Source organism: Paenibacillus marinisediminis (assembly GCF_054343325.1).
The window spans coordinates 1-22,042 of sequence record NZ_JBTGUH010000004.1; the positions used below are offsets into that span (position 1 = coordinate 1).

Here is a 22,042-nt window from a genome sequence, read left to right on the forward strand (position 1 = left end):
CTCGACTTGCATGTATTAGGCACGCCGCCAGCGTTCGTCCTGAGCCAGGATCAAACTCTCCATAAAAGTGTTTGACTTGCTCATTTGTATTGCTGACGAGTTTAACTCGTTAATTTCTAACATTCGCTCGTTGTTCAGTTTTCAAAGAACAATTATGATACTCTGTCGCTTCAGCGCTTCAAATGATTCGCTCAGCAACAGGATCTAATGTTATCACATTGAGTTGAAGATTGTCAACATTGTTTTTAAACTTTTTTAAAGCTGTTCAAGTTGACATTCATCGTTTCATCCTGTGTCCGACGCGATATCTCGCGGCCGGATTTATAATATATCACGGCCTGTCCATTTCTAGCAACAGGAAATATCAACCACAACAATATGTAATCATCATGGTTGATCAATTCCTGTTGTGCATCATTATCTATTAATCCAAGGTGTACTACTCCGTTTCAATTGAGACGCAGAGTGACTGCGCACCTTTGCTTTCTTCTTGCCTGTCTTATAGACCTTCTTTGACTGTTCTTTCTTCATCTCCACTGAAGACGGTGCCGTAGCAGCATCTGTTTGCTGCAGATGACTTACTTGAGAACCATCATAGAAATCAATATTATAGACCCCATCTTCGCGCGGCGTGATCATATTAACACCACTATCATTCGCTTGATTCGAGATGATCGGGGATGACATCGGCGAATAGCTCATCCCTTTGACATTGCCCATTGCATTGTATCCACTGTTCGAGGTATGGTGCATATTTTCATATGGATGAGGAAGGCTTGAATTGTCATATTCCATACTGTGAGTATAACCAGTGGAAGAAGGTTCGATCAAAGGCGGCGCAGGATTGACTGGTGCATTATAGGTATTATATTGCGCATACATGGTGTTAGCAGGCATTACGCTCCAATTTCCAATTGGAATAGTGCCTGGAGGACAATTGCCTAGATACACCCCCTGCATGCATGGCTTTCCCTTCATATGGCTATGGCCCCAACCATACATACTAGTGGTTCCGTATACAGGGTATTGCATAGATGGCATCATCGGTGTATAGCCCTGCCCCATCAGCATATTCATCGAATATCCGTCGCACGGAACGAGGTTATTCATCGGAAATTCCGCAGCTTCTTTGCTTTCTTTGCCGCTAACCCCTTTCTCAGGAAGGGGTTGGGCACCGGACATTGCTGTCATATTAGGTACCGCTGTTTGCGCGAAAGGTGTTACTGCTTTGGATAAAGGTGCAGGAGCAGATGGATGCGGCATACTTGGCATTTTCATTTTTGGTGCAGGATTCACAGGGAGAATTGGAGCAGCAGATTGATACGGCTTTAGTTCAGCTTTTAGTGCAGAAGGCTGGTAATACTGCGCAGGTGAGATTGGGGTAACCGGTTTATATTCCATTTTCATTTCAGGCTTCATTTCGTGCTTCATTTCGGGTTTCATCTCGGGTTTCATCTCGGGTTTCATCTCAGGCTTCATCTCAGGCTTCATCTCGGGTTTCATCTCAGGCTTCATCTCAGGCTTCATCTCAGGAATGTTTTCAGCTTTAGGCTTTGTAATTTCTGCTTTAGGCTGTGTTATTTCTGCTTTCGGCTTCGGAGCAGTCAGCTTCTTCTTCACATTCTCCACGAAGGATTGTTCGACTACTTCCTCTTCCACCTTCTGACTTCCTAGTTTCGGAATGTTGATGACCTGCCCAACCAGCAGCACGTTAGGATTTTTCAATTGAGGATTCGCCGCGATCATTACATTCAATGGCACACCCCAAGCCCTGGACAGCTTCCATAACGTATCGCCTTCCTTGACGACATGCTTATGGATGATTTCGTACCCGCCCGTCGGGTAACTGGAAGAAGGCACTTTAATCTTCATCCCGACAGATAACTGATTAGGATCCGTCAATTGTGGATTCATAGCGATAAGCTGGTCTAAAGAGACGCCATATTTTTTCGACAATGAATAGAGGGTGTCTCCTTTTTTGACAATATGAATTTTCACGTGTTGTTACCTCCTGAGCATTCGTCGTGAATACCGTTTATTCCATCAACAGATTACAACTTGTCAAAAGAACTCTCGGATACAGTGAATATCCGACATCCTCCTTGAGGCAGGTCATTCGCCCGCCCAATCAATACTACATCGTATGCAGCAACTGGGCATTTGACATCCCTATGTACAAAAAAAGTATCCACTATGCTCAACAACGTATCACGGGAGTGATTAATTCCATGGGATTGTATTGCAATAATCGCATCTGGGTATACTCTACGGCGACATACGTGGGTGGCAATAAGAGCATCATGTGACGTTTCTATAACTTCAGATGAACCCTGCAACCAATAACAAAGGGACTGGCCCCTAGGTAAATATCCCTAAAGAACAGTCCCTTCATATTCGATCAACTCTGTTGTGCTAATAGCCGTCTAAAGGCAATCACCATTCTCGCTCTATATCTTGAGCTGGTGCGGCTTCCCTTGTACCCATTTTTCGCTTGAATAACTCGGGTAAGAGCCCAATACACGAACCTGACATCCAAGTGCTTCGATCTCTTCAAGAGCGGATGGCAGCAGTACGGAGTCGAGCGACATTTCGATATCCATATAAAAATAATAGCTTCCAAGCTTAAGCTTCGTCGGACGAGACTCGATCCGCGACAAGTTGATGCGTCTCCATGAAAATGCGGACAGCACTTGATGCAGCGCACCCGGAAAGTCTTCCGGAAGCGTCACCAGAATGGTCGTCTTCATCGTTGCTGAAGGTGCCGCCGCAATCGGTTCCTTGCCTACCAGCACGAAGCGTGTAAAGTTGTTATTATGATCCGTCACAGCTGATTCGAGAACATCCAGCTGGTGTGTCTTAGCACCCTGGTTTGTGCCGATGGCAACCCATCCTTGGCCTGGATTGCTCTTCACAATCCTAATCGCTTCTGACGTACTGCTGACATGCTCCTGCTCAGCATGGGGCAGATGTGTTCGCAGAAACTGCGTACACTGCGCCATTGCCACTGGATGCGACAGCACCTTCGTCACACGAGACCAGTCACCCTCCACTTCATCGCGGCGGCCGACCAGATTCTGAATCGATGGATAGACCCATTCCGCTCGGAACGGCAGATCCACCTCGTGCACGATCCAATCCATATGCAAGTTGACGGAACCTTCAATTGTATTCTCAATCGGAATAACACTATAGTCGGTTAAACCATTAACCGTAGATATAAATACATCCGATATCAGCTTGCTGTGCACATATTCATGCTCTTCTCCAAGCAAGTGCACAACCGCTTCATGCGATACGGATCCTTCCGGAAGCAAAGCAATACGCGCCATGAGAAGTGATGCTCCTTTATGTCTTGGTCATCTTAATCTAATAAGACTTCATAACCCTTTAACTTACCGAGCGTTCTCCGACATAGAAGGAATGACGGAAGAAATGTCTTCTCCTTCGATATACACAGCGCCTTCCATACAAGGGTTTAATTCGTATACATCCGCTTCAACACCGTGATCAGCCAATGTACGCTGCATGAATTCGATCAATTCAGCCGATGGCTTACTCTTATCGATCAAGGCAATCAAGGTCGGGCCAGCTCCGCTCAACGCTGCTCCCAGAGCGCCATGCTGGTTCGCTTCAGCAAGCAGCTTGCTCATTCCAGGAATAAGCGGCGCGCGATATGGCTGGTGCAAACAGTCCTTCATCGCTTCATGCAGCAAGCCGAATTGTCCCGTGCACATAGCCGCAACGAGCAAGGATGAGCGGCTTACATTATGGACAACATCGGACAGCTTATATTGCTTAGGGAGCACGCTTCGCGCCTGCTTCGTCTCCAATTGGAAGCGCGGAATCGCAACTACTGTTCCAAGCGCAGCGCTGGGCTCAAGCCGTACATAATGAGCCGTGCTTCCATCCCATGATGCGACGACCATGCCACCAAGCAGGGAAGCTCCTACATTATCGGGATGCTTCTCAATCGCTGTGGCCATGTTGAACAGCTGTTGATCCGAGAATGGCTTGCCCAATAGCCCATTCGCGGCAACCAATGCCCCTACAATAGCGGATGCACTGCTGCCTAGCCCCCGCGTTAACGGTATATCACTGTACATATCGACTTCCAACGGAACGGCAGGCACTCCCGCTTCCGCAAACACCCGATGAGCTACCTTTACGATCAGGTTCGTCTCATCCGTTGGAATACCGGATAATTCCGTTCCATAGAGTCGGACAATCGTCTTGGATGCAGGCTTCATCGCAACCCAAATATACTGGGATAGTGCCATTCCTAAGGTGTCAAAGCCTGGTCCTAGATTGGCTGTGCTGGCAGGCACTTTCACCAGCACGCCTTCCTGCCGCAACATTATTGTTCACCCTCTAATTGACGAATGGCCTCCATAACAGCCTCTTCGGTATCTTGAACGACTACGGGCTCGATTCCCGCTGTTTTAAGTGCAACATTCGGATCTTTCAGGCCGTTGCCTGTCAGTACGCAGACAACGGATTCACCGCCTGCGAAGTATCCCTCACCATGCAGCTTAATTACACCTGCCAGCGACGCGGCGGATCCTGGCTCACAGAATACGCCTTCCTTCGCGGCAAGCATCTGATAAGCAGCAAGTATCTGCTCATCCGTCACATAGTTGATCTGACCGCCAGATTGATCCGCTGCTTCAACTGCAGTCTTCCAGCTTGCTGGATTGCCGATACGAATCGCTGTTGCGATCGTCTCCGGCTCCAGAATCGGCTCGCCTTTCACAATCGCCATAGCGCCTTCAGCTTCGAAGCCGACCATCTTAGGCAATTTATTCGACTTGCCTGCTGCATGGAATTCCTTGAATCCTTTCCAGTAGGCAGTGATATTTCCGGCATTGCCAACAGGAATCGCAAGCACATCCGGCGCATCTCCAAGCTGCTCGCACACTTCAAATGCAGCCGTCTTCTGACCTTCGATTCGATACGGGTTAACTGAGTTCACTAGTGTGATCGGATGCTTCGCCGTAATCTCACGCACAATCTCAAGCGCGCGGTCAAAGTTGCCTTCGATCGCGATCACCTTCGCACCGTAGATCATCGCTTGAGCCAGCTTGCCAAGCGCAATGTTATTGTTCGGTATAAGGACGATGCAGTTCAAGCCGCCGCGCGCTGCATACGCAGCAGCCGCCGCTGAAGTGTTGCCTGTCGAAGCGCACATGATCGTCTTGCTGCCTTCTTCCATCGCTTTGGCAACTGCCATAACCATCCCCCGATCCTTAAAGGATCCGGTCGGATTCAACCCCTCGTACTTTAAGTATACATTCAAGCCGAGCTCAGCAGAGATCCGCTCAGCGCGGATAAGAGGCGTGTTGCCTTCATGCAGTGTAAGCTTCGGCGTAGCTTCAGTTATTGGTAAGTAAGAACGGTATGTTTCTAGTAATCCCATGTATCTCATCGTGGTTTCTCCTTCCGGACCAAATCGGCCGTGCTCTTTATCCTTCTACGCGATATACGCTCTTAATCTTTTTGATTACATCGAGGTTCTCGAAGTATTCAAGTACCCGATTCATATTCGCTTGACTTGCATGATGAGTAATGATGACGATCTCCGCGTCTGGATTGTATGGGTTCGGCTGTTGAACTACAGACTCCAAGCTGACATCGTACTTCGCAAATGCCTGCGTAATCTGCGCCAACACTCCCGCTTTATCATGTACATGCAGCAATATGAAATTCTTAGAAGAGATATCCTCTTCCGTCTTAAGCTTCTTCACGTTATAAGCTTGATGCGCTTGTTTGCCGTTTACGCCAAGACGCATATTTTTGATAACAGCTACCAGGTCTGCCACTACTGATGTTGCCGTTGGCATTTCCCCTGCTCCAGGACCGTAGAACATCGTCTCGCCGACTGCCTCGCCGTACACGTATACAGCATTGAATACCCCGTTAACAGAAGCCAGCGGATGGGAAGTGCTGACCATGGTAGGCTGAACAACGACACTGATCTGATCATCCTGACGTTCTGCAATACCGAGAAGCTTCATTTCATAGCCAAGACGCTTGGCATATAGAATATCTTCCTTCTTCACACAAGAGATACCGCGAACGTCCACATCTTCTAGACTCACATTCGTATGGAAGCCTAATGTTGCTAGAATCGTCATCTTGCGAGCAGCATCGAGTCCCTCCACATCAGAAGTCGGATCCGCTTCAGCGTAGCCAAGCTCCTGTGCTTCCTTCAGAACTTCTTCGTAAGCTGCGCCTTCCTTGCTCATTTTCGTCAAGATATAATTCGTCGTACCGTTCACAATCCCCATAATCTTCGTGATTCGATCCGAAGAGAAGCCTTCAGTCAGCGTGCGAATAATCGGAATGCCTCCGGCCACACTCGCTTCAAAGAGCACATCGCAGTTGTTGGCATGTGCTTTAGCCATGATTTCTTGCCCGTGAAGAGCCATCAGATCCTTGTTCGCAGTAACGATATGCTTGCCCTGCTCGAGTGCCGCCAGCATGTATTCCTTCGTCGGATCGATACCGCCCATCACTTCGATAATAATATCGATTTCGGGATCATTAATAACTTCCCAAGCATCCTCAGTCATCAGCTCATGATCTATTGGAAGATTGCGCTGCTTATGCGCATCTTTAACGAGCACTTTGCGAATATGAATGGGAGAACCGACTTGACTGCTCAAGTCCTCCTGATGTCCTTCAACGATACGTACCACACCAGTTCCCACAGTCCCCAAACCTAATAACCCCACATTAATCGGTTTCATTCCTGTTCCTCCCTTATCTTCTGCCCATATATGTCAGCCTTGACCTATTACATTGACGCGCTTAACGCCTGGAATATCTCTTAACGTATCCAGCATCCGCCCGAACGGCTCGGCTATGAGCGAAGTTTCCACTGACAGCACGACGTTAGCGATTCCTTGCAGCGGAATCGTTTGATGTATAGTCAAGACGTTCCCTTCAAAATTAGCAACAGACCCGAGCACTTTCGAAAGAATGCCGGATCGGTGATCCAAATCAAGTGAAATCGTTACAATTCTCTCCCGCTCCAATTGATTAAGTGGGAAGATTCCGTCCTTATACTTATAAAATGCGCTCCGGCTCAAGTCCACACGCTCCGCAGCTTCATGTACCGTCTTAACCTCACCTGCAGCAAGCAGTTGTTTAGCTCTAACGGTCTTCACTACCGCTTCCGGCAGGATGTCTTCTCTGACTAAGTAATATCGATCGGCCATGTTTCGTCCTCCGTATGAATACTAATGTTTCCTCTAGAAGGACATTATAACGAATCATGTGAGATAGTGCAATAGGTTGAATCTAAAGTTGAGTCCATTATACATGAAAAAGTGAACAAGCATTAAGATCGTACTTCAAGAAATATTCACCATATCGAAAATAAAAGAGAGACTTGCTCCGAAGATCGAATGATCTCTTAAGGAACAGCCTCTCGCATTAAACTATTTTCATACTGCCATAAAGGCAACTTGCTCCGTGCTCAGCCCACGATACCTGTTCGCTCCACACTTTCTACAAAGTACCTCTGCACAAACAGGTACATAATGATTAACGGCGCGGTCATAAGCAGCACCCCTGTATTCAGCAGCATCGACTGATAGACGGGATCAGGCTCCTTTAGTCCGATTCCCATATTCATTAACTGAGTCGCGAGTACCTTAACATCATTTAAGAACAATCCTACATAATAACTATCATTCCACTGCCAGACAAATGAGAACAGAGCAACTGTCACAATGGCCGGTACGGCGTTAGGCAGCATAATGCGCAAAAACGTGCGCGGCACCCCCGCTCCATCCACTAGCGATGCTTCCTCTAATTCCTTCGGTATCCCGCGGAAGAATTGCCTGAATATATAGATGTATAATCCATTCTTCAAGCCCATCGCAGTTGAGGATGAAATGATAAACGGCCAGAAGGTGTCGATCAGATTAAAGCTTGCTTTGCCTGTCAGCATCGGCACTAGTCCGAACAGATCGAAGTACCGATAAGTCAAGTACAAGGGTATCATAATCGTTTGCGGCGGTACAATGATCGTAAATATGACGAGCGCGAATAGGATCCCGCTCCCCCTGAATTTCAGCCTGGCAAAGGCATATGCCCCTAAAGCGCAGGACATAAGCTGAATGACTGTCGTTCCACCGGAAATAAATATCGTGTTGAGCATGGTGCCGAAGTAATCCGTCGTCTCAATCGCGATACGCAGATTATCCCAAGTAAAGTTACGGGGGATCCACAGCACAGTCGGATCATAGATATCGGCACGGTCACGAAATGCTACTGACAAACGAAGAAAGAGCGGGAATAGGATAATGAAGCAGAAGCCTGCGACGAGCAAGCCTCTTAGCCAGATCCATAACCACCTCTTCCCTTTCTCTACTGGATTGAAGCGAATAACGATGGCATCCGCTCGATCTGATAGCGAGGTTCTCACTGCAATCCGCCTCCTTAATCGTAATAGAACACTTTGCGCGACAGAATTCCCGCAGCCACGGAAAGCAATATAGCGACTACAACAAAGTAAATCCACGACATCGCTGCACTCAATCCGAAGTCAAACACTTTAAATGCGGTTTCCGAGACGAGCTTATTGATCTTATCTCCGCTGAATGAATCGATGATCGAGTAGACCATATTCGTCAAAATGAGCGGTGTCATCATCGGAAAGGTGACTTTCCAGAACGTCTCGTATCCTGTAGCGCCTTCTATCTTGGACGCTTCATACAAAGAAGGCGAGATCGACTGCAGACCAGCCAGGAAGATCAGCATCTGCACGCCAGATGAGCTGATAATTTCATAGATGCGATCCACAGCGCCCGTTAAATAATCGACAAATATTTGCCCCATACCTGCTTCGAGCATCATTTTCTTCAATTCAAAGCTCTCCAATACCGTCCCGCTGTCTCCGGCATTATTCCCTGAGATTGACCCGCCGACGAAGGAGCTGATGTCCATGCCCGCGATAGCGCTGGATGCCAATATAACTGGCAGAAAGAACACCGCACGCGCGAAGGAGCGGCCTCTAAACTTCTGATTGAGCAGTACGGCAGCAAACAAGCTGAATATAATGATGATCGGAACATTAATGACCATATTCACGACCGATTCTGTTAATTGGCGCATATAATCCGGATTCGATACCAATAAGCTGCGATAATTGTCAAACCCTTTAGGTATAAGCTCAAAGCCTCCTTCTACTAACTGCAAACTGCTCATGCTGTATCTGAAGGATTGGATAAGCGGCAAGATAAAGAGCATGATCAGCCCGATGATTAGCGGCAGCGCGAACAAAACTCCCCACCAGGCTTTACGCTGGCTCAACGACATCATTCTCTTCATCTTGTATCACCGCCCGTTCCGATTGCGAAGCTGAGCCCCTCAATAGTAATGTCATCCATCTGCACTGCGGAGTCGTTGTAATTGACGACTACGGTTATGCCGTTCGCATACTGAGTCCAGGTCACTCCCTCTGCCAGCTTGCGATGCCCTGTAATCGGCTGCTCTCGTGTTAGAGAGCTTAGTTCGTACAGTTCCTTGTATTGGGATACGGCTTGCTCGAACCAGATCTGATAATGATTCGACATGTATTGGTCATAATCCGTCTCCTTAACAGTTGCCGCGTCGGCATAGAACCAATCTACGAATACGTTCATACCCGTTTCAGCGGCCCGCAGCAATGCTGTACGATCATGAACCGCGCCGCCTTGATTGAATGGCGCACCAGCCAGATCCACGTAGCCATGCAGCACGATCTGATACAGAGGAACATCTTCATCTGTCATGTTCATTCGACTGCTGCGCTCAGGAGCGTTAATAACCGCGGCTGCGTATGGCAGGCCATAAGCGTTTCCTCCATTGAACATCAGCTTAGGCACTTGCTTATGAAGCTCCTCCGCAGCAGTTGTCGCCTGAAGCAGCGCCCCTTGTCTAGAAACAGCTTGTGATGGATCAAAGTCCGAATACACCATTTCACCGAGGTCTCGAAGCGATAGAGCGCCCGTATTCCATTCCTTATAATCATCCAGAAAGGCAGAGGTCTTATCCAAAAGCTTATTAGGCGTTAAGAGCAGATAGTCCCGCACTGCATTATCCTGCTGCTTCATCACCGGATCATATTTATAGACTCGCGCTTTATCCTGAGTTAAGAAGTATGCGGCGTCTCGGGACCGATAGTACTGCTGCATCAGGGCCGTATCCGGATATATAGTAACCCCCTTGCTGCTGTAGTCCATCAACTGCTTGAATCCACTTGCTCCACCCAGCACAGAATCAATCCGAATAGAATCAGGCGATTTATGACGAATCCCTCCATTAAACCAACCCACATAACGCAGATCGATCCTGCTGATCCCATTGTCCTGCAGCAAGCCAATAATCTGTTCCGCTTCGGTAAATGAAGTCAGCGCTATATCTGACTCATACGGAATACCTAGAAACGATCGTTGGATCGGAATGTCTCCCTTGAGCTCCAGCATAAAAGGTACTTCCGCCTTCTCCAGCTTGCGCATTCCTTTCTTATCTTCTAAGAACGACCTATACACTTCGCCCATGCCAGCATAATTCGCGCGATCACCTGTCGTGAATCCGTAGCGTATAGCGAGATCGCCTTGATACGGATTCTCTTCAAACATCGGCACCGAGCTCGATTTCGTTCCAGATGTCAATGTATAGTAGTCCATTGCCACAATACGAAATCGTGAAGCCGCGCTGTTATAATTATGGTTGCGGCCGCTTATATCCGCCATTACGCTAGCCAGCGCATCTCCCTGCTCGATCATGCCGATCCAAGCTCGCTGATCCGCCATCAAGCCGAATATAGGCAGCCTTGCCTTCTCGTTCTGCTGCCACTTCTCTTTCACGTTAAAGGTATCATCCTCGCCGTATATCGGCATGACATAGGGCTCGGCGTTCCATTTGCGATTATTCAGATGAATGAGAGCACCAGATCCGTCGGGCACGAGCATGTAGCCCTGTGAATCGAGTCCTGCCGCACCGAAATGCGGCAGCACCTCAATAAATGCCGCGGGATAGGATTTCGTATAGGACAGTTCCGCAAGGGGAACCGACACCGTCAGCTGCTCTCCGTCCAAGCGATAGATGAGCGGCACCGTGAACTGAACGCGCTCCTTCTCCACCACAGCCTCACCTTGCTCGATCCCTTCATCGCTTCTTGCGTCCTCGGCTGTATAGCCGATGGTTTGCAGCAGATCTCTCATCTCCTCCGCTACATAATCCTGCAGCTTCCGCACTCGGTACACCTGTGCCGCTTCATCCAGCTTATAGCGCGCCATAAAGCGATCACGTTCCGCAGTATCAGCAATCTTGCTGAGAATGGCAGTCTCCATCCGCTCCTTGCTAATCACCTTCGGAATGGAGTCATTTCCTTGAGGAGCATTGCCAAATGTATACGTGATCTTCAGCTGCTCGGCAGAAGCATCAATAACAAACTGCTTCTTCACCGTACTCTCCGTGTAGCTGTTCATGCGATTCAGCTGACCCTTATCATTGTAATAGGATAGAATGATCTGCGATGATAACTCCGACTTATAGAGCGGTGAAGCCAATGCATCCTGTTCTCTGCCCTGAGGATTGGAGAACCAGGTATACTTCTGCTCCTTAATCGTTACAGCAGTCTCAGCCGTTTCTCGATTGATATACAACGCTAATTTCTCATTCTCCAGCACCTTTTCCATGTGCCCAAGCGCTTGCAGCTCCTCAGCCGTATTGTCGCGCGGCTTCAACTTATCCCGCTTTACAGCTTTAGGGAGCAAGGAGCTATTCACTTTCAGCACTTCCCGTACGGAACCAGCCATTGGAGCTGCGTTGACTTGTTCAGTCGGGGACAAAGATACTGCCGCCTGCTTGATGTCGCTCCATAGGAACACGATGAGGAGAAGAGAAATTGCGATCACCGTAAGACTGATACCCCGTTTGATTCCATTTGATCGTAATATCACGTTTACACCTCACAATCGGAACGACAGTTCGCGGTAGATGGATATAGCAAAGTTAATCATTTGCTGCATCATACTGAAGAACAATATGCTGAGGAACACGATGATGCCTATAACGATAAGAGTGAGCAGCATCGTTGCAATCGTCTTGCCCGGGCTGTATTGATGAACGGTCATTGTCCCGACGAACAGCAGCCAGAGCGACCAACCATATGCGATAACATCCAGCAAATAATAGAAGGGACTCTCGCCATTGGTCATCAAGGTACTGATTAGCGTCTGAGGCAGGAAGATGATAACTAGCGGCAGCATCGCATACCCTGTTGCCATGACGATATCCTTGAACTTGCCTTCGCCATCCATCAGTGTAGTCAACGACCAATTCGCAACGCACCACAACAGAAACGGAAGCAGGATGTACAGCAGCTCTTCCAGACTGTTCAGCTTGGAAGACTGGTTAAAATTCACGACAAAGCCGCTGAACTGCTGTTTGACGATCGTGAATATCGTCAGCAGCCCCAATAAGAGAAACGCGATCGTTAGGCGGCCCTTCTGTTCATACTTCATCTCCCAGAAGCCGTTGAACGGATGGATCATCGTATAGAAAGGGTTTCGCGCGATTCCTACATTATCATAGTGTCTTAACGCAGTATGCTGTCGGCTCATACGAATAGCAGTCACGCATGCTGCTGCGCCCAGAACGACCATGAGCACGATCGTACCGAAATGATTGATAACAATCTCTTTGCGATATTGCTTGAACGCTTCGGAGTAGTTCTCGCGATGATTGCCAAGCTTGAAGTATCTCATCGCGGCTTCGTAATCGCCCTTCTTCATCAGTGACTTGCCGATGCCGATATAGGCGACATCGAAGTTGCTGTTCATAGCCAACACTCTCTGCCAATCTAGCGTAGCTTCATCCACTCGACCATCGTACATATTCTGCACAGCACCGCGTATCGCACGACCGTACTCGGTAGGAGCCAGCTCTGTTATTCGAGCTAGATCCTTATCCAACACGAGCATGCGATCATCTTTCATCGCTACAGCAATGGGCGTACGGAACTTTCCTTGTTGGCTGCCGCGTCCGCCGGAAACGTACAGCAGATTGCCATCCTTGTCATACGAGAATATTCGTCCCCGCTTCGAATCCAGCGCATGGTAGATGCCTCCTTTATCGGAGGCGACGTCTATGAAGATCGAGCTGCCAGGTGCTGAGCTCGTTTGCGAGACCGATAGATCTCCCTTAGGAACGGAATAGCCTTTGCTGCGCAAGATGTCTATGCCCGAAGGATTCATCCGCTTAATCGGCTTATCTGCCGTTTCCTCAGAAGTAGTCGTAAACAGGAAGCCTTCGTCATCAAGATCGATATTGTTAAATTCGAGCGGGATGAACTGCTGCATCTGATCACGCTGTTCTTTCGTGGATATGCGTTTCCATAATAGATCAACAGGATTGAACCTTACGCGGTTCGTTCCAATAAAGCCTTCAAACATTCCATCCGCATTAAACTCCATGACCCCTTCATAGGAGCCTCTGCTAATCACGTATACTTGCCCTTCAGCATCCGCAGCTACTTTGATCGGCGTATATTCGAAGCCTGCACGAATGAGATTGGACTCCGGAGCTGCAATCGCCTTCACAAATTGCCCATCCGCGTTCAGCTGGACGATGCGTCGATTGAACGTATCCGCTACATATAGCTGGCCTGCGGTATCAACGAACACACCTTCAGGTTGATTGAAGGCATCCGTCTGACCATTATGATCGAACGACTCAATCACTCGCTGGACTTTCCACTGTTCATCCAACATGATGATTCGGTTGTTGCCGGTATCCGCGATCACGACTTGGCCTTGCGGACTGACGAATAGGTCCTGCGGTACGTTCAGATCACCCACAAGGAGATCACTCCCAAACCATATGCGAGCAGTTGTATACGGAGCTGGAGCCGGCACAGGTTCACCCCAGAAAGAGTACGTATAGCTCTCATCAGGTTCGGCATAAACGGCTGATGCTGTCGCGAGGCCGATGACAAACGCGCAGCACAAGGCTATGGCCTTCTTGATTATCATCTCGACGCCTCCCTGTTATTCCTTCAGTCCCGAAGTCGACATCGTCTTGATGACATTGCTCTGCGTGATGATGAACACCGTAATCGGGACGAGCATCATTAATAAGGTAACGGCTGCCACAGCTCCAGTTCGGGCAATACCGCCGTTCGCGATCTGACCGAAGACAGCATCAACCGTTTTCAGCTGCTCGCTATAGATGTATCGAGTCCCTGCTACATTTCCGCTCCACAGACCCTGAAGCGAGAATATGATCAGCGTCAGCCAAGCTGGTCTCACGATCGGCATCACGATCTGCCAGAAGATGCGGTATTCGCTCGCCCCATCTACCTTCGCCGCTTCAATAAGCGCGTCTGGAATCTGCTCCATAAATTGCTTCATTAGATACAGCCCTAGCGCCATGCCGAATGCAGGCACAATGACAGCCCATTGTGTATCGACCAGTCCTAAGAAAGTCATCGTCATATAGTTTGGAACTTGTGTTACATAGGGCGTAAACATCAAGGCCATAACGACAATGCTAAACAGCAGCTTTCTCCCCGTAAAACGCACCTTGGCAAGCGGATATGCAGCTGCCGACGCGATCAGCACATGCCCAGCTGTACCCAAGATCGCGATAAAGAATGTGTTGAATAAGTACCTTGAGAACGGAATCCATGAATCGGAAAATAAATTCCCAAGCATCTTAAAATTATCAATCGTCGGATTGCGCACAAAAAACTTGGGCGGAAATATGAGAATCTCATCTAATGGTTTGAATGCATTGCTGATCGTAAACACGAGCGGAGCTGCCATAAATGTAGCAATTGCACCAAGGAACAACATCAGCAGGAGATCAGCAAGCCAGGAGCGATTCTCTCGTTTACTGCGCAGCCTCCATATCTTCATTAGCGTTATTCACCTACTTTGCGCAGCATCTTCTGCGTGATCAAGTTGGTCGTAAGCATTAACGTGAACAGTACCGTCGCAATTGCAGAGGCGTAGCCCATCTCATAGCGGATCATACCGTAGTCGATCAGATGCGTCACAATCGTATGCGCCGCATAATCTACACTTGGGAATCCAATCAGATAGATCGAGATTTCCGCTACGGTAAAGGCGTTCGTAATCTGAATGACAGCGCCGAACATCAGCTGCGGGCGCATAGAAGGCAGAGTAATAAACCACAGCTCCTGCCAGCGATTACGGATTCCGTCAATCGCTCCAGCCTCATACAAGGAGGCGTCTACATTTTGTAAACCCGCGATAAAGGCTAGAAATGAAGTTCCTAAGCTGAGCCACAGTTGAACAAGAATGAGAATAGCGAGCATGTATCGCGGATCCTGCAGCCATTGAATCGGCTCAAGAATAGCTCCATATTTCATCAAAAAGGAGTTGATAAAGCCATAAGAATCGCTGCTGAACAGCAGATTCCAGATCAGATAGGTGTTGCCCGCAATTGACGGGGCATACAGGATAAGCGTCAGCAATGCCCGCAGCTTAGGAGGCAGACCATTGATCAACCAAGCAAAGAAGAAGCATGCCATATAGCTTACCGGTCCGGTAATGGCTGCGAACAGCAGCGTGTTCTTTAAGGCTATGAGAAATACATCATCCTGAGCAAATAACCGCGCATAATTGTACCATCCTACCCATCTAGGAGCCTCCAGCATATTAAAGTAGGTAAAGCTAAGCACGAGCGATATAACGACCGGAAGCACCGTAAACGTACCGAAAATAATGAAGTACGGCGCCATTAGCACGTATGCCTGACGATTATTTTTCCATTCGCGCCTCAACGCATTCTTCAGCCTGCGAAACCATCCCGCTGTAATTCCTTGCTTCGATCGGATACCTGTTTCAGGCGCAAGCTCCGATTCAGTCCTAGCATTCATGAATGATCCCCTCATTCCTTATAGGGAAGATTGAATTCTTTGCGTTTTAGCGTTATTTCTTCATTAATATAGCGGACGTAGTAGTCGAGGGACTCTCTAGCATCTTCCCCCTGCACCACCACTCTGCGAAATGCATTATCCAGATGACGGCCTGTAAAGTACCCTCCAGGGACTTCAGGAATTCCTTTCACCCACTGCATCTGACTTTGCAGCTTCTTCAATTCACTGGACTGCCATGGCAGCTCTGCGAAAGCTTCCAGATTCGCCGTCGGATAACGAGCTGCTGCGCCCATGCGTATCTCCATCTCCCGTCCAAACTGCAGCTGCGCTTCTTTACTCGTCCACCACTTGAGAAATTCCCATGCAGACTCTTGATCTGACGTCGAGTTGAAGATCATCGCCGCAGTACCTCCGCTGCCGGTTTCGCGTCGGATCGTGCCGTCAGCTTGACGAACACCCGGCACTGGCGCGAATTCCCACAAGCCTTTCAGCTCGGGAGCGAATACATTCAGCTTGTTGAATAACGTGTAGTCTTCAATCCCGATCGGCATTTCACCTGTGCGGAATCGATTGCCGAAGTCTGCTCTGATGGGCAGCTTATAGTTGATATACATATCCGTCCAACGCTTAAACATTTGGACAGCTATTTCTGACTCCAGACCGCTCGTTATCCCTTCATCCTGATAAAAACTTCCCCCGTTCTGGTATAAGAGCATCGTATAAGCTGGATTAGGAGCAATGCTTACAATATCCGTATTCGCAGATTCGTTGCCAAGGGCGTTCAGCGTCCGTTCAGGCAAACTAATCTGCAGGTGGTGCCTCTGCAGCTTCGGAATGAGCGCTTTCAGCTCATCCCAAGTCTCCGGCACTTCCAGCTTGAGCTCATCGATCAGAATATCCTTGCGATAGAACATAACTGGAAATGTCTGTGTCTCAGGCAGCGCATAGACTTTGCCGTTGAATTCAAATGGAACGATCGCGCTTGGTAGGAAGCGCTTTGTAACTTCCTCAAAGTCCGGGAATTGCGACAAGTCCAGCATTGCGTTGCGACTCGCATAATTGACCGGAAGATCATTGCCGACTTGAATCGCGACGTCAGGTCCCTTGCCTGAGAACGTTGACGGCAGCAGCACGTTAGAGGGAACCAGCTTAAGCCGTACCTGAATACCAGTCTCGCTCGTAAAACGGTCATCAATAAGTCGCTTCAGGATCAGCGCCTGATCGCGAGCAGAGGTTAGCCATACATCCAATACCTTCTGCTTGTCGCCTCCGGTTGTGCCGAATTGATCGTAATTCTCAATAAACGATGCACCAAACGATTGCGTACCTGCCCACAACTGCTCCACCCTAGATGCTTCCGCTGCCGGAAGCTTGACATCCGGGGATGCGAGAACCAAATAATCAATGACTAGAGGCTGTTCATTCATCGATGGGAGCCATGCGCCAAGTGCGCCGACGTTGGACTTGAAGCTCTCCACTCGTGAAGGCACCGTTTCAGGCCGCTCCGCCATGTCCTTAAGCTGATAGGCAAGGGTATTCAAGATCGCCGTTCGATCTTTGCTTCCGCTTGGTCCTTCAATCATTTGCGCAATTTCAGTGAGCAGCTTGTACTGTTCAGCGAAGGTCTCCGCCATCTCAGGAATGCGCGTTTCCAATTGATAATCACGGAATGAATCTGGCACAGTCCCTGTAAAGCTGATGATCTTTCGGTACATTCCGTTCAGCTCTAGAATGCTTGATTCCACCGCACGAATGATTGGCGCAATCTCACCCAAGGTTACTTCCAGCCGAATCGTATGCTTGCCTTGTGACAATGGAAGCATATACGGCTCCCCATCACTTCCGCCAACCGTCTTCATCTGCCATTCCGTACTATAAGGAAACCCAATTCGATCCGCTTCTTGATACGGCAGCTCTCCGTCTATGGTGAGTGTCCGCAGAGAGGACATTCCCGGTAAATAATTTTGCAAATGCTTGAACGATAACGTATATAGTCCCGACTCAGGCACATCGACTTCCCATTCGAGCCACTGGCCCGGAAGTCGCCACGCATACGCGCCTATGATGTTGTTACGCAGCTTGGACACGTGATACGGCTCAACTGCAGGACTTGCGCGATGATTGGCGGGCAGCAAGGTCGGCGATGATTTGTATCGCGCATCTTCACCCTGCACCTTAATGAGCACGCCGCTTGTCGGCTTCATGCCTGCTTCCTTGTATAGGGTCGCCAACTCCTCATAGGTTGGCGTTGCTTGCGGATTATAGAGCTTGATTCCGGCAATAGCCATCGGCTCTCTCACAGAAGTCAGGCTAAGCGTATGAGTACCTGCGCTAAAATAAAAAAGGAGCGGCTTCGGCTCATATCCCGTTGCATCTCTTAGCAGCACCTTCTGCCATGCTTGATGCTCTATTTGCCGCGGTGTCAGATCGTTGCCATTCGCATCTCGTTCCACCTGCACTTGCTCATTCATCCATATTCGCTGAAACATGATGCTTCGCGCTTCTGTGAAAGGCACCTTTCCGTCAATCTGCAGCTCGCGTTCAATATCTGAATCCTTGCCCTTCATAGGCATCACATTCATCTCAATATGATATAAGCCCGATTCCGGGACTTGAAAGCTCCATGAGATTGATCCTTCTGCCCCAGTGATGATGGAATGCGCAACCGAGCCTTGCGGCTGCTCCAGCCTAGGTTCTGGCATACCAGCAGCATGGTCATAGCTATCCGGCTGGATCATCACTTCCGTATCAGGTAGAGGCATATGCTTATATTGCTGGATATACGACTGATAGCCGCCCTGCTTCACTCTGTCAGTAATCTGCATTAATCTTGAGCTATCAATGGGGTAATCTATTCCTGATGAGGCGCTGCTCCCACCCATCAACAGGAAAGCCCCGGAGGCTACCACAACCGTAATCACCAGTGCGGATATCGCTCTACGGTAACGCTGCCGCATGGACTCCCCCCTCACATACTGCTCCGTCCCTGTCTTGATACTTCATGAACAGGGACGGAGTACCAGTGTGTACTACTTTCACTAACTATCGTTAACTATTGCTTGCTATCTTCCTGGAGCTTCTTAAGATTAGCTTCGAACTGTGACTTTACCTTTTCTACTGCCGTTGCCGGTGTCACTTTGCCTTCCGTAATATCGGTGACAACCGTTCCAAACAGCTTGCCGGAGTCTGGGATTGCGTAGTAGCCGCCAAGATAACCAATCTTGTCATACATCTGCTTACGTGTATCGAGCATTTCTTTCGTAGGGAATGAGGTCTCCCATGCTTGGAACGTAATCTCGCGGCCTTTTTCGTGGAGGTTAATTTCATCGAAGATATGGATAGCTGCTTCAGCATTCTTGGAATGCTTCGCTACCATGTACATATTGCCGAATGGAGTATAAGACATGTAGTCAGTTGCATTAGGTGCTTTCGGGAAGAACACCCAGCCAAGCGTCTTGTCTGGCATCTTCTCTACGAGGCCGCCAAGCTCCCAGCTGAAGCCCGCATATATGACACCCTTGCCGGAAATAAACTCTTTTGTAGCATCTTCTGGAACCGGTTGCATAATGGATTTGTCTACATTGTAGAGATCAGACACGAACTGCAAGGCGTCTAACGCATTCTTGTTGCCCAGGGAGAAGTTCAGATCACCCTTCTCGTCTCGATCCACAGAGCCTTTATTCGTATAAATGAATTGCTCCGTCACAGCGTTCATCTTGCCATAGCTGCCGGCAAATCCATATACATCAACTTTACCGTCGCCGTTCGTATCCTTTGTTGCTTTCTTGGTGAGTTCACGGAATTTATCCCATGTCCATTCTCCCTTTTGCTGCAACTCATATGGATCTTCAAGTCCCATCTCCTGAACGAGCGTCTTGTTATAGAACATGCCGTAAGGGGACGGAGCGGAGTCATAGAAGCCGTATTGCTTGCCATTGAAAGAACCGCCGGTCTTCATCCAGTTGTTGTACTTCGGATCCTTCATGTCAATCCATTCATCAATCGGAGCGATAAAGCCTTTGTTCACAAGCTGCGGGAATGCCCAGAACAACTCAAGCACAACGATGTCGGCAAATGGTTCACCTGCGAGCGATGTCGTCGTAAAGTTCTCTACATACTTTTCATAATCTGCGAACTTTACGAATTCAATCTTGGTGTTGTACTTCTTCTCAGCCGCTTCGATTAGCTTGATCTGCTCCTCAACACCGACGTTGCGATCCGCTTCTGGAACCGTGCGCGGGTCGGCGCCTTCCCACCACAAGCCGATCTTGATCGTTTCGCCTTTCAGATCAAACTTGGCTGCGTTCGGGTCTGGCTGAGCTGGAGGCGGGTCCTTCTTCTCTTCAGCAGGCGGTGTAGGCGTGGTTGTCTTAGGCGTATCCGTGTTCTTAGGAGGTTCACTTGCATTGTTACCGCTAGCACAAGCGACCAAAGAAGCGAGAAAAAAGACGGATACAAGCATCAACTTAAGCGCTTTCATAAAAATCCCCCATCCGATTCATTTTTGAAGCACTACTCGTGAAATGATATAACCGCATCATTCATTTTGCCGAGTCTCTGCTACGAATCGTGCTGCCATGTGGACAAAACTTCTAATTTGGTATACCAAAAAGTGATTACACGATGTATTATAACTGCTCATTTTTGTATTGTAAATAATGGATATTCGACTAAATAATTGTTTATTTTACACAAAACTGCCCTAAACTCATCTCTGATGCATCCAGGGCAGCTTCTTCCGACAAAATGATCATTGTACTATCATCGTTCGCCAATCGCATTGTCTATAGATGCGGAAGAAAGCCTTCTCTTCATCTCGACAGGTATCATAGCTAAGTTCGTGTCAGGGTCTGTGGCAGATGGATCGTTAAACTGGTTGATCAATAGCTGCGCTGCGCATTTACCGATTTCATAATAATTCTGGGTGACAGTTGAAAGAGGAATTTCATAGTGGGAGGCCATATCGATATCATCAAATCCTACAAAAGACAGCTGCTCAGGAATTCGTATTCCGCCTTTCAAGCACGCGCTCATCATCACCAGCGCCAATTGGTCATGCTCAGTCACGACTGCGGTTGCTCCTCTAGCAATCAAGGCTCTCGCCATGTCCTGATAGAAACACATTTCGTTATCGCTTGAAAGTTGGCGGTAGAAATCACAGATGACCAATTCTGGGACAAACCTTACGCTATGTTCCTTAAGCGCCTGACAATAGCCAAAGTAACGGTCGCGCACAGAGGTGCGATATTCGATGCCAATGCTGGATACATAGGCAATGCGGCGATGGCCCAGCTCGATTAAGTGCTGAGCGGCGAGATAGCCTCCTCTGCGATTGTCTGAGACTACGCTTGGCAAAGGGATACCGTCATAATATTGGTCAATCGTCACCAACGGGTATCCGTTCAAATAGTGCATATGAACGATATCAAGATTGTGCATAGACCCTAAGGGATACAGAATGATACCGTCAAAGCCATGCTTCGGAAGGCGAATAAGCAGTTCCCTTTCTTTCTCCGCGTCCCAATCGCTGGAATGAAGGCTGAGATAATAGCCCTTTGATTCTAGCAGATCGGAGATCCCCTTTAAGTATCCAACATGGCCGTTCTCCACCATATAAGGCAAGATAATCGAAATAATTCGTTTGGAGGGGAGCAGCTCTGCCGTGCGCTGAATGTCTAGTTGCTCGGATTGCTGACGTTCCTTCACATAGCTCCCGCTGCCGCGTCTGCGGTATATCAAGCCGCTTCGTTCAAGCTCTACCAATGCGCGCTTGGTCGTAATGCGGCTGACGCCAAACTGCTCCGCCAGCTCCATCTCAGTCGGAATCTGGTCATGGGGAAGGAACTTACCTTCTTCGATCTGGCGTTGAATATGTTCAATGATGAGAGCGTACAATGGTTTGTTTGGGATGTCCATTACGCACACAACTCCAATTCATTCACTTATTTGGTTGCGTTTCTTGCACTGATAAATTCCATATTATAGCATTTACTGGAACTAAACAAGAAAAAGATATATCTAATCATTAAATTATTGAACTAGTGAATATATCAATTGATAAAGAATTTTTAAGATCGTCTCTTTCAACTTGCGTTCATGGCCAGCTTGACTTGCTATGAACACTTTGATATATTGTGAACGATA

General features: G+C 48.3%; 15 protein-coding genes and 1 rRNA gene. All 16 read right to left on the minus strand.

Features of this window, described 5'->3' with window-relative positions:
- Nucleotides 1-66, minus strand: a 16S ribosomal RNA gene (locus ACXX53_RS11240); the annotation flags it as partial.
- A gap of 351 nt (nucleotides 67-417) precedes the next feature.
- Nucleotides 418-1,998 carry a LysM peptidoglycan-binding domain-containing protein gene (locus ACXX53_RS11245; RefSeq protein ID WP_458568746.1) on the minus strand — a complete coding sequence of 527 codons (1,581 nt, stop codon included), beginning with the start codon at nucleotides 1,996-1,998 and terminating at the stop codon, nucleotides 418-420.
- Nucleotides 1,999-2,447: 449 nt separating this feature from the next.
- Nucleotides 2,448-3,329 (minus strand): prephenate dehydratase, encoded by an 882-nt coding sequence (gene pheA, locus ACXX53_RS11250; RefSeq protein WP_458568747.1) that lies wholly within the window; start codon nucleotides 3,327-3,329, stop codon nucleotides 2,448-2,450.
- Between the two features lie 63 nt (nucleotides 3,330-3,392).
- Nucleotides 3,393-4,355, minus strand: coding sequence for a homoserine kinase (gene thrB, locus ACXX53_RS11255; RefSeq protein ID WP_458568748.1), 963 nt, complete (start codon nucleotides 4,353-4,355; stop codon nucleotides 3,393-3,395).
- The gene (thrC, locus tag ACXX53_RS11260; protein ID WP_458568749.1) at nucleotides 4,355-5,422 is read right to left on the minus strand and encodes a threonine synthase; all 1,068 of its coding nucleotides are present in this window, start codon (nucleotides 5,420-5,422) and stop codon (nucleotides 4,355-4,357) included. Before thrC ends, thrB begins: the two co-directional genes overlap by 1 nt.
- 37 nt (nucleotides 5,423-5,459) lie before the next feature.
- Nucleotides 5,460-6,746: a homoserine dehydrogenase gene (locus tag ACXX53_RS11265; protein ID WP_458568750.1), complete on the minus strand. Its 1,287-nt coding sequence runs from the start codon at nucleotides 6,744-6,746 to the stop codon at nucleotides 5,460-5,462.
- Nucleotides 6,747-6,779: 33 nt separating this feature from the next.
- Nucleotides 6,780-7,217 carry an ACT domain-containing protein gene (locus ACXX53_RS11270; protein WP_458568751.1) on the minus strand — a complete coding sequence of 146 codons (438 nt, stop codon included), beginning with the start codon at nucleotides 7,215-7,217 and terminating at the stop codon, nucleotides 6,780-6,782.
- 260 nt (nucleotides 7,218-7,477) lie between these two features.
- Nucleotides 7,478-8,431, minus strand: coding sequence for a carbohydrate ABC transporter permease (locus ACXX53_RS11275; RefSeq protein ID WP_458568752.1), 954 nt, complete (start codon nucleotides 8,429-8,431; stop codon nucleotides 7,478-7,480).
- Between the two features lie 14 nt (nucleotides 8,432-8,445).
- Nucleotides 8,446-9,336: a carbohydrate ABC transporter permease gene (locus ACXX53_RS11280; protein WP_458568753.1), complete on the minus strand. Its 891-nt coding sequence runs from the start codon at nucleotides 9,334-9,336 to the stop codon at nucleotides 8,446-8,448.
- Nucleotides 9,333-11,954, minus strand: a complete 2,622-nt coding sequence (locus tag ACXX53_RS11285) for a DUF5696 domain-containing protein (RefSeq protein ID WP_458568754.1) — start codon at nucleotides 11,952-11,954, stop codon at nucleotides 9,333-9,335. Before ACXX53_RS11285 ends, ACXX53_RS11280 begins: the two co-directional genes overlap by 4 nt.
- A gap of 9 nt (nucleotides 11,955-11,963) precedes the next feature.
- Entirely contained in the window at nucleotides 11,964-14,027 is a 2,064-nt protein-coding gene (locus ACXX53_RS11290) for a YIP1 family protein (RefSeq protein ID WP_458568755.1), read from the minus strand.
- A 15-nt stretch (nucleotides 14,028-14,042) separates the two neighbouring features.
- Nucleotides 14,043-14,912 (minus strand): carbohydrate ABC transporter permease, encoded by an 870-nt coding sequence (locus ACXX53_RS11295; protein ID WP_458568756.1) that lies wholly within the window; start codon nucleotides 14,910-14,912, stop codon nucleotides 14,043-14,045.
- A 5-nt stretch (nucleotides 14,913-14,917) separates the two neighbouring features.
- A complete protein-coding gene (locus tag ACXX53_RS11300) occupies nucleotides 14,918-15,898 on the minus strand; it encodes a carbohydrate ABC transporter permease (protein ID WP_458568757.1) in 981 nt (326 codons plus the stop codon).
- A gap of 11 nt (nucleotides 15,899-15,909) precedes the next feature.
- Nucleotides 15,910-18,855: an extracellular solute-binding protein gene (locus ACXX53_RS11305; RefSeq protein ID WP_458568758.1), complete on the minus strand. Its 2,946-nt coding sequence runs from the start codon at nucleotides 18,853-18,855 to the stop codon at nucleotides 15,910-15,912.
- A gap of 95 nt (nucleotides 18,856-18,950) precedes the next feature.
- Nucleotides 18,951-20,378, minus strand: coding sequence for an ABC transporter substrate-binding protein (locus ACXX53_RS11310; RefSeq protein ID WP_458568759.1), 1,428 nt, complete (start codon nucleotides 20,376-20,378; stop codon nucleotides 18,951-18,953).
- Nucleotides 20,379-20,659: 281 nt separating this feature from the next.
- Nucleotides 20,660-21,814, minus strand: a complete 1,155-nt coding sequence (locus ACXX53_RS11315) for a GntR family transcriptional regulator (RefSeq protein ID WP_458568760.1) — start codon at nucleotides 21,812-21,814, stop codon at nucleotides 20,660-20,662.
- Between the last annotated feature and the right edge of the window lie 228 nt (nucleotides 21,815-22,042).

Excerpts from the sequence above, each read along its gene's own strand:
- pheA (WP_458568747.1), bottom strand. The coding sequence starts at position 3,329 with ATGGCGCGTATTGCTTTGCTTCCGGAAGGATCCGTATCGCATGAAGCG.
- thrB (WP_458568748.1), bottom strand. The coding sequence starts at position 4,355 with ATGTTGCGGCAGGAAGGCGTGCTGGTGAAAGTGCCTGCCAGCACAGCC.
- thrC (WP_458568749.1), bottom strand. The coding sequence starts at position 5,422 with ATGAGATACATGGGATTACTAGAAACATACCGTTCTTACTTACCAATA.
- ACXX53_RS11265 (WP_458568750.1), bottom strand. The coding sequence starts at position 6,746 with ATGAAACCGATTAATGTGGGGTTATTAGGTTTGGGGACTGTGGGAACT.
- ACXX53_RS11270 (WP_458568751.1), bottom strand. The coding sequence starts at position 7,217 with ATGGCCGATCGATATTACTTAGTCAGAGAAGACATCCTGCCGGAAGCG.
- ACXX53_RS11280 (WP_458568753.1), bottom strand. The coding sequence starts at position 9,336 with ATGAAGAGAATGATGTCGTTGAGCCAGCGTAAAGCCTGGTGGGGAGTT.
- ACXX53_RS11290 (WP_458568755.1), bottom strand. The coding sequence starts at position 14,027 with ATGATAATCAAGAAGGCCATAGCCTTGTGCTGCGCGTTTGTCATCGGC.
- ACXX53_RS11295 (WP_458568756.1), bottom strand. The coding sequence starts at position 14,912 with ATGAAGATATGGAGGCTGCGCAGTAAACGAGAGAATCGCTCCTGGCTT.
- ACXX53_RS11300 (WP_458568757.1), bottom strand. The coding sequence starts at position 15,898 with ATGAATGCTAGGACTGAATCGGAGCTTGCGCCTGAAACAGGTATCCGA.
- ACXX53_RS11305 (WP_458568758.1), bottom strand. The coding sequence starts at position 18,855 with ATGCGGCAGCGTTACCGTAGAGCGATATCCGCACTGGTGATTACGGTT.
- ACXX53_RS11310 (WP_458568759.1), bottom strand. The coding sequence starts at position 20,378 with ATGAAAGCGCTTAAGTTGATGCTTGTATCCGTCTTTTTTCTCGCTTCT.
- ACXX53_RS11315 (WP_458568760.1), bottom strand. The coding sequence starts at position 21,814 with ATGGACATCCCAAACAAACCATTGTACGCTCTCATCATTGAACATATT.